The organism is Microcystis sp. M090S1, from assembly GCF_020246295.1.
GTDB classification, from domain to species: Bacteria; Cyanobacteriota; Cyanobacteriia; order Cyanobacteriales; family Microcystaceae; genus Microcystis; species Microcystis aeruginosa.
Genome location: NZ_JADBTF010000071.1, coordinates 1 through 11,084, shown reverse-complemented (window position 1 = coordinate 11,084; position 11,084 = coordinate 1). Strand labels below are relative to the sequence as shown.

At 41.0% G+C, this 11,084-nt stretch carries 10 protein-coding genes; 6 read left to right on the top strand and 4 right to left on the bottom strand.

Annotated elements, in window-relative coordinates; translation table 11 throughout:
- The coding region (locus IM477_RS03215) for a hypothetical protein (RefSeq protein ID WP_287730509.1) at positions 1-193 on the bottom strand (193 nt) is incomplete at its 3' end.
- Positions 194-366: 173 nt separating this feature from the next.
- On the opposite strand from IM477_RS03215, the gene IM477_RS03210 reads away from it, so the two are divergent.
- The 6 genes from IM477_RS03210 to miaA all read left to right on the top strand — a co-directional run bounded on the left by IM477_RS03210 (position 367) and on the right by miaA (position 7,401).
- Positions 367-1,131 carry a PD-(D/E)XK nuclease family protein gene (locus tag IM477_RS03210; protein ID WP_287730508.1) on the top strand — a complete coding sequence of 255 codons (765 nt, stop codon included), beginning with the start codon at positions 367-369 and terminating at the stop codon, positions 1,129-1,131.
- A gap of 666 nt (positions 1,132-1,797) precedes the next feature.
- Positions 1,798-2,487 carry a J domain-containing protein gene (locus IM477_RS03205; protein ID WP_079205394.1) on the top strand — a complete coding sequence of 230 codons (690 nt, stop codon included), beginning with the start codon at positions 1,798-1,800 and terminating at the stop codon, positions 2,485-2,487.
- A gap of 249 nt (positions 2,488-2,736) precedes the next feature.
- Positions 2,737-3,348, top strand: a complete 612-nt coding sequence (locus IM477_RS03200) for a DUF3611 family protein (protein WP_002800798.1) — start codon at positions 2,737-2,739, stop codon at positions 3,346-3,348.
- Between the two features lie 2 nt (positions 3,349-3,350).
- Positions 3,351-3,692 (top strand): DUF565 domain-containing protein, encoded by a 342-nt coding sequence (locus IM477_RS03195; protein WP_002763032.1) that lies wholly within the window; start codon positions 3,351-3,353, stop codon positions 3,690-3,692.
- A gap of 585 nt (positions 3,693-4,277) precedes the next feature.
- Positions 4,278-6,131 (top strand): ATP-dependent zinc metalloprotease FtsH3, encoded by a 1,854-nt coding sequence (gene ftsH3 / locus IM477_RS03190; protein WP_287730507.1) that lies wholly within the window; start codon positions 4,278-4,280, stop codon positions 6,129-6,131.
- Between the two features lie 322 nt (positions 6,132-6,453).
- A complete protein-coding gene (miaA, locus tag IM477_RS03185; RefSeq protein WP_287730506.1) occupies positions 6,454-7,401 on the top strand; it encodes a tRNA (adenosine(37)-N6)-dimethylallyltransferase MiaA in 948 nt (315 codons plus the stop codon).
- Here miaA and IM477_RS03180 read toward each other — a convergent pair.
- The 3 genes from IM477_RS03180 to IM477_RS03170 are packed head-to-tail and all read right to left on the bottom strand — an operon-like array spanning position 7,343 to position 10,675.
- On the bottom strand, positions 7,343-8,749 hold the full coding sequence (locus IM477_RS03180) for a DUF2079 domain-containing protein (protein ID WP_287730505.1): 1,407 nt from the start codon (positions 8,747-8,749) through the stop codon (positions 7,343-7,345). The two genes, miaA and IM477_RS03180, sit on opposite strands and share 59 nt — an antisense overlap.
- Before the next feature lie 12 nt (positions 8,750-8,761).
- On the bottom strand, positions 8,762-9,619 hold the full coding sequence (locus IM477_RS03175) for an amino acid ABC transporter substrate-binding protein (RefSeq protein WP_287730504.1): 858 nt from the start codon (positions 9,617-9,619) through the stop codon (positions 8,762-8,764).
- Between the two features lie 18 nt (positions 9,620-9,637).
- Positions 9,638-10,675 carry an AI-2E family transporter gene (locus IM477_RS03170; RefSeq protein ID WP_287730503.1) on the bottom strand — a complete coding sequence of 346 codons (1,038 nt, stop codon included), beginning with the start codon at positions 10,673-10,675 and terminating at the stop codon, positions 9,638-9,640.
- Positions 10,676-11,084 lie beyond the last annotated feature (409 nt).

Sequence of the window (11,084 nt, the reverse complement as noted above, 5' to 3'; positions counted from 1 at the left end):
TTACCCCAGCTTGGAGACTTTGATAATCGGTAACACCAGCATCGAGGAAAACTACAGTATTTAATTCGGGTGCGGTTAAACCCTGATTTCTCGCACTATCCACCTGATTAATTTGACTCAAGCCATCAGATTGAGCAAAATTGAACAAAACATCGTCAACAGCAGGAAGGCTCGGCAACAGGGTGGAAGTCATGGTGTTGGCAGCAAAGGTTTACTGCTAACAGTTTTAGCTCAACAATCCCCAATCTTTCAGGACTTCCACAACATAAATTAACATTTATACAGAAAACGGGTTTCAAGAAACCCGTTTTCTCATGGTTTCTCGGAGAAACCCGTTTTCTCGATAATATTCACGATAATCCTATTATGCCTAAGATCTACCGTCTTGCCCAAGGTCATTTAAACCTATTGGAAACCTGTCCACCCAGATTTCAAAAAGTCTATCTAGAGGAACTCAACACACCGGCTGACCCTGAACAATTGCAGCGGCAAGAATGGGGCAGTCAGTTTCACCTATTATTACAGCAGCGGGAATTAGGGCTGCCGATCGCATCTTTATTACGGGAAAATGAACAGTTAGAACATTGTTTAACGGCCCTATTAAAGGCTGCCCCGGCAATTGCCCAAAATCCGGGAGAAACCAATCGAGAAGCGGAACATTGTCGCAGTTTAACTGTGGGTAATTATTTATTAACGGTTATCTATGATTTAATTTTATTAGAGAGCGATCGAGCGGTAATTTTTGACTGGAAAACCTACTTAAAACCTATCGATGCTGACCAACTAGCCAAAAATTGGCAGACGAGACTTTATCTGTATGTGTTGGCAGAAACTTCTGCTTATCCTCTTGATAGTTTATCGATGACCTATTGGTTTGTGCAGTTGCCCCGCAGCCCCGAACAAATTACTTTTAACTATAATCGGAAACTACACCAACAGACAGGGCGAGATTTGCGCCGTTTATTGAAGGATCTCGATCGCTATCTATCAGCATACCAAAATGATTTAGTTGATTTTCCCCATCGTCCCGATTGTCAGCTTCATTGTCCCTATTATCTTAGACAAGAGCGATCGGGCCCAATAGACTTACCCTCGATCGAGGATATCCCTGAAATCAATCCTTTTGTCTAATTATTGCCAATTTTGTCAGATCAGAATTATAAATTCTCAACTCTGAATTCTGAAGATTATTTTTATTTATTCTCCCTTCTCCCCCACTTCCCACTTCCCACTTCCCACTTCCCACTTCCCACTTCCCACTTCCTAATTCATACTTTGTGCTTTTTGTCAAAAAAACTTTTTTTTTGCAATAAAACTACACAAAAAAAAGATCATCGTTGTGGGTGAAATTGACTAATTTACCTGTCTTAACTAGGATCACCTTGTAGGTGTGGCAAGGGTTTCAACCATTGCTGACCAAAAAAGCACAGAATAACCCACTATGAAATTTTATCAAATCGCTGTAACCATTGTAAAATCGTTGTTAAATAAAAATCTTTCTCAATTAATTCTTAAGAATTTATAAATATTGCGAAATGTTAATTTAAATATTCTCAAGTTTTTGGAGTCAATAGATAATTTTTGCTTATCTTTGTCCAACATGGGGTTAGAAGTCAGGAGTCGGGAGTCAGAAGTCAGTATTCAGGAGACAGGAGATTATTTTTATGTATTCTTCCCACACCCCACACCCCACACCCCACACCCCACCTCCCCACTTTCCCACTCTCGACAATTCTCCTTCTCCGCCGCGTTAAGCATAGTCGATAATAATAAAAGACAGATCGATCGCTTGCGCTCATGACCGGCAACCACTACCAAACCTTAGAAATCAGCCATAAATCGACCCCTGACGAGATTAAACGGGCCTATCGGCGTTTAGCCAGACAATTCCATCCCGATAGTCAAAACGATAGTGCCAGTCACGATAAAATCGTTGCTATTAACGCCGCCTACGAGATTTTAAGCGATCCGAGGCTAAGAAAGGACTATGATAACCAACTAATCGCCAATTTTCCCGAAAAACGCGGCCAACGCACTGCCACTGCCCAAGCAAATTACCATCGTTACAAAGAAGCGGTCCAGGAAGACGAGGCCCTAGTCAAACAGTGGTATAACCAGACCTATAGCCCGATTAATCGCCTGATCGGTCAAATTATCCGGCCTCTCAAAGGTCAGATCGATCACCTATCCGCCGATCCCTTCGATGATCAGTTAATGGCTGTTTTTCAAGACTATCTAGAAACCTGTCGCCAAAATCTCGATCGAGCCAAAACCCTCTTTTGCCAACGGCCCAACCCTGCCAAAATGGCCAAAGTGGCCGCTTCTCTTTACTACTGTCTCAATCATCTCACTGACGGACTAGAAGAATTAGAAACCTTTACCCTTAACTACGACGATCACTCTCTCCACACCGGTCAAGAAATGTTTCGCATGGCCCAGCGTTTACAGGTGGAAGCTAAACAGATAGCCAGTCAGTGCCAAAATTAGACCTCTGGTAAAAATCAAAAATTGTTGTTAGGGTTAGGAGCCAGTAGTCAGTAGTCAGGAGAATTAAGAATGAATAATAATCAATTAAATGGTCTATTTACAGATTTTAGGCAATTTAATCATTATTTTTGCCTTTTTTGAACCATGAAAAATTAATTATGCCAGAGCTTGATTAAATCTCTAGCCATGGGCAAAAAAAAAGACGAAAATAGATCAAGACCAGATTTACCCAACCCTAGCTTAACCCCGATGAGAGACAAACAATCAGAAATTACCAATATATCCACCCCTAGAGATTCTGATCTTTATTCCTTGCCTCCGGCCGTCCAACGGGCTGCTAATATCCTTTTACGTCAGGGAAGAATCGGTTTTTGGACGCAGATTGTCCTGGGCGTAATTTCAGGGGTTTTATTACTCATTGCTACCGCTAGTTTATTAGGGACGAGACAACGCACTTCTGGCATTGAAATCGGTGTTTTATGTGCCATTGGTGGGGCTGGTTTCTTGGTGGTCGCCATTTTCTTTTCCTCTCGTTACATGAAAATTGCCCGTCAAATGTTGAGGGGTGATCAAGATAGTCGCCCGAAAAAATCCGATACTATTCAGTTAATCCGTCAGGGTTTAATCGCTAATATTATCGGGATGTTTTTAACGATTTTGGGAGCGCAAGCGTTAGCGGGAATCGTCTTAATTAAATCCCTCAATGTTCCCCAAGGTACTTTTAATGTTGCCTCTAACCCCAGTCAATTTGTTAATTCGGTTGATCTGTTAATTGTGCAGGCTAATACTAATACAATTCTCGCTCACTTTACTGGTATCGTTACTTCTTTGTGGCTTCTTAATCGTATTACTTCTAAATAAATATGGCCATGCAACGCACCCGTTTAAGTACGCTGGCTAATGTCACCAGCAGTCGATTTAATAGCTTTTTTGGTAATCCTTGGCGGCGGATTTCCCTACAGATAATTTGTGTTTTATTTGGAATTTTTTCTGGTCAAGCAATTGTCACCACTGCTGGACAAACTGCTCAATGGGATGTCACCGCGGCTGGTTTATTAGTGCTGTTTACGGAGGCGATTAGCCGGATTGTTTACCGAAAAAGTTCTCAGGCTAAACCCGCACCGATTCTGCGAGAATCTTTCAATTTACTCAAAATTGGTATCACCTATAGTTTGTTTCTAGAAGCCTTTAAAATTGGCTCTTAAATATTTAATGCTCACTGCCATTTTCCTGTGCCGATCCTAACTATTGTTTTTGTGCTATTTCTAAAAGCACTTTTCTGAGATTTCATCGGGGTTAATTCCAAGGTATCTAAGCCGTTCAGGCAGCCAGATGGCTCGTTATTCAGCTTCTTGTTTAGCCAAGCGTTCTTGAGCAGCGAACCCCCATTTATACTAAATCCGTTCAGTATAGGCTACATATCAGGACAGGCACTCATGCAAAAGGGTGAATAAATAATCAGTTTTTAATAACAGGATTTAGTATGAGGACCAGAACGGGCATATATTAGAGTTCTTGCATAATTAATTTTTTAAAGTTCAAAAATGACAAAAGTAGGCATAAAATTGCCTAAAATCCCTAAATAGAGCATTTAATTGATTAATGCTCATTCTTAATTCTCCTGACGACCGACTACTGGCTCCTTACTCCTCACCTAACGGAAGATTTTTGATTTTTGCCAGAGGTCTATTAAAAAAAACCTGTCCACTGTTCCTGAGAAACGTTAACATAAATTAACAACCCCTTAACAACCGATAAGATCATCCTCAATTTATCAGGAGTTCAACAGCGTGAACAAAAACGGTAATAACAAAAAATGGCGCAATGCGGGACTATATGCCCTATTGTTAATCGTAGTCCTTGTCTTAGCCTCAGCTTTCTTCGATCGCCAGCCAGCAGTCCCACAAACTTGGAAGTATAGCGAATTTTTACAGGAAGTACGGGAAGGTAAAGTGGAAACCGTGCGCTTAAGTGCCGACCGGCAACGAGCGATCGTACCCACTCAAGATGGTACAAATGTATTGGTCAACCTGCCCAACGATCCGCAATTAATCAACATTTTGGCAGAAAATAACGTTGATATTTCCGTACTTCCCCAAAGAGAAGAAGGAGTATGGGTAAGAGCCTTCAGTAGCCTCTTTTTCCCGATTTTACTTCTTGTTGGTCTATTTTTCTTGCTCCGTCGCGCCCAAAGTGGCCCAGGTTCCCAAGCGATGAACTTCGGCAAATCGAAAGCAAGGGTACAGATGGAACCCCAAACCCAGGTTACTTTCGGTGATGTGGCCGGGATTGAAGGGGCAAAATTAGAATTAAACGAAGTGGTGGACTTCCTGAAAAATGCCGATCGCTTCACGGCAATTGGGGCAAAAATCCCCAAAGGAGTCCTTTTAGTCGGTCCTCCGGGGACAGGTAAAACCCTGCTTGCTCGCGCAGTAGCTGGAGAAGCAGGAGTCCCGTTTTTTAGCATTTCCGGTTCGGAATTCGTGGAAATGTTCGTCGGGGTGGGTGCTTCTCGCGTCCGCGACCTATTTGAACAAGCGAAAGCGAATGCACCTTGTATAGTTTTTATCGATGAGATTGATGCTGTCGGTCGTCAACGGGGTGCCGGTTTAGGGGGTGGTAACGATGAACGGGAACAAACCCTCAACCAATTATTAACGGAAATGGACGGTTTTGAAGGTAATACAGGTATTATCATTATCGCCGCCACTAACCGCCCCGATGTGCTGGATGCCGCTTTATTACGTCCGGGTCGTTTTGATCGCCAAGTGGTGGTAGATCGTCCCGATTACGCTGGCCGTAAGGAAATCCTTAATGTCCACTCCAGAGGCAAAACTTTGGCCCAAGACGTGGATCTCGATAAAATCGCCCGTCGTACCCCCGGTTTTACCGGTGCCGATCTAGCTAATTTGCTCAACGAAGCCGCAATTTTAGCGGCACGTCGTAATTTAACCGAGATTTCCATGGATGAGATCAACGATGCGATCGATCGTGTCCTGGCAGGTCCTGAGAAGAAAAATCGCGTCATGAGTGAAAAACGCAAAACTTTAGTTGCTTACCATGAAGCTGGTCATGCTTTGGTGGGTGCTTTAATGCCGGATTACGATCCCGTCCAGAAAATTAGTATTATTCCTCGCGGTCGCGCTGGGGGTTTAACTTGGTTCACTCCCAGCGAGGATCGCATGGAATCCGGGTTATATTCTCGCGCTTATCTGCAAAATCAGATGGCTGTAGCTTTGGGGGGTCGTTTAGCTGAAGAAATTATCTTCGGTGAGGAAGAAGTGACTACGGGTGCTTCTAATGACCTGCAACAGGTGGCACGAGTAGCGCGGCAAATGGTAACTCGTTTCGGAATGAGCGATCGCCTGGGACCGGTGGCCTTAGGTCGTCAAAATGGTAATGTTTTCCTAGGTCGTGATATCGCTTCCGATCGAGATTTCTCCGATGAAACTGCGGCAGCTATTGACGAGGAAGTGCGTAACTTAGTGGAACAGGCCTATCGTCGCGCTAAAGAGGTTTTAGTCAATAACCGCGCCATCTTGGACCAGTTAGCGCAAATGTTAGTGGAAAAAGAAACCGTGGACGCAGAGGAGTTGCAAAATATCCTCGCTAATAACGATGTGAAAATGGCGGCTTTAGCTTAAGTTTTGTAACATTTTCTTGACAAACAGCATCCTGATGGGTGCTGTTTTTTTGTTCAACGAAAATTAATGACAAACTTAATTTCTTGCTGTTAAGCTGTTAATCAGCTTAACAATACCCTGTTTAAATGCGTCTTAAGTAAGTGGTTATAATTAAATTGAAGATATATCCCCCCTTAATCCCCCCTTGATAAGTAGGGTTGATTCATGAATCAACCCTACCTTGATCAGGGGGTGTCTGATAATTTTTGATGCCTACCTACTGAGCTTAACATTCCTGTCTTTTCACTGATTACTGTTTACTGTTCACTGTCATGTAGCATCGATGACTACTTCCTCTTTACCTATTTTAATTGTTATTTGTGGGGCAACTGCCACGGGAAAATCCAGTTTAGCACTACAATTGGCTGAAAAGTTTAATTCAGTAATTCTCAGTGCCGATTCCCGACAAATCTATCGAGAATTTAATATTGGTACTGCTAAACCTAGCTTAGAAGAATGTCAGCGGATTCCCCATTATCTAATTGATATTTGTGATCCTCAAGATAATTTTACCCTAGCACAGTACCAAGAACAGGCTGAGGATTTAATCACCACTCTCCACTATTCTCCTCTGTTTTTGGTCGGTGGTACGGGACTTTATATCAAGTCCATTGTCAAAGGTTTAAAAATACCGAGGGTTTCTCCTCAAGCGGATTTAAGACAGCAATTACAAGCTTTAGGGCAATCCTATCTTTATCAAATTCTGACGCAGGTAGATGAGGAGGCTGCTAAAAAAATTCATCCCCATGATCAGATCAGGACTTTACGCGCTTTAGAGGTTTTTTATCTGACAGGAAAACCTATCTCTAGTCAGCAGGGAGAAAACCCTCCCACTTATCCAATTTTACAAATTGGTTTAGACTGTTCCCCAGAAAGTTTAGACAAGCGGATCACTGTTCGTACTCATCAAATGATCGCCAGGGGATTAGTAGCAGAGGTGCAGAATTTGGGGGATAAATACGGTTGGGATTGGCCACTTTTGCAGACTTTGGGTTATGCAGAGATTAAGCAATATCTGCTCGGGGAAATTTCTTTAGAACAGGCGATCGATCTAATTATCCTCCATACCCGTCAATTTGCCAAACGTCAGCGCACTTGGTTTCGTGCCGATGCTGATATTGTCTGGTTTCCCATCGATAAAGAAAATTTATTGGAATCGGTGGAACGACAAATTATTTTGTTTCTTGAGGGGTTGTCAAGGCCCGATATAAAAACACATCATCCTCATTAAGGATTAACTGAAAGTTGTCATTTTGATTCAGTTTATTTAAGTGATCATCAATTAGTTCTGATGAACTAGACCAACCGGGATGACGGCGATCGAGTAGGATATAATTAAATTGATTTAAATCTAGGGATTGGGAACCTTCGATCGCTAATTTGATCATTTCTCGATGGGTAAGATGGGGGGCAATTCTAGAAGTAGTCAAGACACTCTCACTGGTGGTAATTTGGGTTAGAGCTTTTTGGGTGGCGGACCAAGTATCGAGGGAATTTAAATACAGTGACCAAAAATAGCCGTATTTAGCTAAGGCAAAAAAGGCAATAATTGCCCAAGTAATTATCCATTTAGGCTGCTTCAACCAGATGCTATTATGGGCTAAAGTGGCGATAACCGCTAGAAATAAAAAGGGCAAAATTGGCAGGGAATATTGAGTGGTTAAGTTTTTTTGTGGGGCATGATCTGCTAATAAATTTAAAGCGAGTGCGGGAATAGCGGCAATTATTGGGGCAGAATAGCGCCAGGATAAACCCCAAACCAAGGGAATAATTAATAGAATGAGGTATTCTAGATTATTGCCAGTAAAGATTTTTCCCAAGACAAGATCGGGTTTGAGGAAAAGATTAAAGATAATTGCTGGTAAACTATCTCCTAGATAACTATATCGAGAATCAGCCATTTCAATAACTGCTGATTTTCCTGTCAGGAGAGGGATTAATAATTTCGTGGTGATAATAAACCAAAGAATGCCGCTAATCATAGCAATTATTCCTGGTATTTTTTTCTTTTCCCAGAGAAGTAACCAGATACCCATTCCCAACAATGTTAAAGAGAGAATTGCTTTACAACCGAGAATAATAATGATTCCTAGACAAAATCCCCAGAGATTATTTAATCTTGCGGCCAAAATCGTCCAAAAAATCGCTGGAACTGCGATAACTTCAGGATGAAAATCAAAGAGATTAACATTAAAAATCAGGGGATAGAGCAGATAAACTAAGGCTAATGTATAAGCTTGTTTTTCTTTTAATCCCGCTTCTATTGCCAATTGCCAGAGGGGAAAAACGGCAAGGGAAAGGGAAAAAGCTTGTAATAAAAGCAGCCAATAAACGCTAGGATAAATTTTATAAAGTAAGGCTATAGGATAGAGAATAAAAGCGATATGATCGCCTAAAATATGGTAGTCAACAAAAGATATAATCGGTGGTTTACCTTGAGAAATTAAGTAAACTCCCTGATCGAACCAACCAAGATCGAGAGCATTAGATTGAAATAAAATATGTCTGGTGGCACTGCAAATAAACAGGATTATTGTACTGCAAATAACCAACCAAAATAAATCATTTTTTTTGTGCATAATCGTTAAATTTTACCTAGAGTCTTCGGGATTATTACGACAATACTGCCAGGTATGTATAAAATAGGCAGCAACTTCATTAAACCATGTTTTAAAAATATTTCTGTTCTCACTGGTGACGATAACCCCATTAATAAACTCTTGCCATTGGGTATCATTAGCGGGAAGAATAAAACCATAATAATCACAATTTAAAGGATTGCGCGGGATAAGTTGATAATCTTTTCCTAGGGATAAACCGAGAATGACAGCTTCTCCAATTAGCAGAATCCCATCACTAGCAAAAGCATCTATTCCATTCCTTCTTAAACTTTGGATACCTCGCAGTCTTCCCGTCACTCCTTGAAATTCTTGATAGGTAGCAAGAGGATATTTTTGTCTTAATAATTCTTGAGTGCTGGTATCTCGCAAAACTCCAATACTTATACCTTCTAAGGACGAAGAAAAGTTAAAATTCTTCTGATTATCACTCCTCACTAAAAACTGAGTTCCCGTGACAAAAAAAGGACGAGAAAAACTGACACCATCAGGTATATTTTTTCTGATACTATTGGGACCACACTCGAAATCAACGGTTTTATTTTCCAATAACTGGAAGCGATTAAATAAAGTTGATTTATAAATTTTGACACTGATGATCTGGAGGTTTAATTTATGCTTTAGTTCCCCTCTGAGCAATTGGATAAAATCTAAGCATAATCCCTGCAAATTATTATTACTATCCCGATAGCCAAAGGGAATCGCATCTTCTCTCATAGCTACTTCTAATAATCCCGTGCGTTTAATTTTTTCTAGAACCGTTTCAGACTTAGCTGGGAGGGGAGCAAAAAAATTAGATAAAATAACGAGAGTAAGAATGATTAATTTCATGACTTTTGCCGAGATTATTTAAGATTTGTTATGGCCGTGATCCCATTGATCTAAAATGTCTTTGAATAATAATTCATCTAACCATGTTTTTACTACCACTGTCAAAGGTAAAGCCAATAATAAACCTAAGATGCCAAATATTTGAGCGAAGAAAATTTGAGCGATTAGGGTAATTGCTGGTAGTAAAGATACCTGTTTAGCCATGACAGTTGGTGTCAGCCAATAACTTTCGACATTTTGGATAATAAAATAGAGAATCAGAATAGCGACAATTTTCCAAGGTGCATCGATAACAGCAATGAGTATCGGAAAAATCACACTAGCAGTCGGTCCGATATTAGGGATAAAATTGAGCAATCCTGCTAGGATAGCATGAACGAGAACTAGATTGATTTGTAGAACAAAAAGACCGAAACCACTGAATAATCCCACCATAGTTGAACTAATGGCAATTCCCAACAACCAATTACCCAAACCTGCTTCCGATAGGGTAAGAATTTCCTCGGCGCGACGACGATAGAAGTGAGGAAATAATTTTAAGAAAGCTTGTCGATAGGGTTGGGGGTTAGCTAACATCATAATTGCTAACACCAGCACGAATAATAATTGCAAAATTGCCGCAACTGAGTTAGAAAAGAAGGTAAAAAAGTTACTAAAAACAAAGGTTCCTAAAGGTTGTAACTGCCGGACTAAATCACTTAAATTAGGCAGCGATGGCAACCAATCAAATTGAAATTGTTGTCGCCATCGAATCGAGTTATTGCGGACTAAATCCCAAGCTTGCGGTAAAAGTTCAATTAATTTTTGAAACTGTTCGATAAAGGGGGGAACGATAATTATAAAAAATAAAATCACAATTGCTAGACTCGTCAGCAGGGTAATTAAAATAGCCAAACCCCTTTTAATCCCTAATCTCTGCAATCCTTTCGCACATCTATTTAAGGCTACGGTAAACACGATCGCCATAAAAATCAATAATAACAGCTGTCGAATCTGCCACAATACATACAGAGCCATTATTAAACAGATAAACCCCAACCACTGACCAAATTTCACAACCTTGATTTATCCTATCGGGACAAGTTTTATCATACAGCAGTCGGTCGGCGGTCGGCGGTCGGCAGGTTTTAGGTGTTGGGGTGGTCACTGCGTGCGCGTTGCGGGGGGTGTTGGGGTGTTGGGGTGTTGGGGTTTTAGTTCAATTTCCCCACTTCCCCACTTCCCCACTTCCCCGCTTCCCCACTTCCCCACTTCCCACTTCCCTCTCCCTAACAGCATAAATTAAGTTTTGTATCAATAATTTGCTAATTTTGCTGTTATATGCGTGACTGACGGACACATTTTTCAATACAAAGACAAGTACTGTTATGTGAAAGCCTCAAACTCCTGAATAAAAGAAAAGGTAATTTTGCCATAATAATCCTGACGAGCTTTGCGAGAAGCCAAACAGGGAAAAGGGTCAACA

Bases quoted from the DNA above. Each gene is read 5' to 3' on its own strand.
- IM477_RS03210 (WP_287730508.1), top strand. From the start codon at position 367: ATGCCTAAGATCTACCGTCTTGCCCAAGGTCATTTAAACCTATTGGAA.
- IM477_RS03205 (WP_079205394.1), top strand. From the start codon at position 1,798: ATGACCGGCAACCACTACCAAACCTTAGAAATCAGCCATAAATCGACC.
- IM477_RS03200 (WP_002800798.1), top strand. From the start codon at position 2,737: ATGAGAGACAAACAATCAGAAATTACCAATATATCCACCCCTAGAGAT.
- IM477_RS03195 (WP_002763032.1), top strand. From the start codon at position 3,351: ATGGCCATGCAACGCACCCGTTTAAGTACGCTGGCTAATGTCACCAGC.
- miaA (WP_287730506.1), top strand. From the start codon at position 6,454: ATGACTACTTCCTCTTTACCTATTTTAATTGTTATTTGTGGGGCAACT.
- IM477_RS03180 (WP_287730505.1), bottom strand. From the start codon at position 8,749: ATGCACAAAAAAAATGATTTATTTTGGTTGGTTATTTGCAGTACAATA.
- IM477_RS03175 (WP_287730504.1), bottom strand. From the start codon at position 9,619: ATGAAATTAATCATTCTTACTCTCGTTATTTTATCTAATTTTTTTGCT.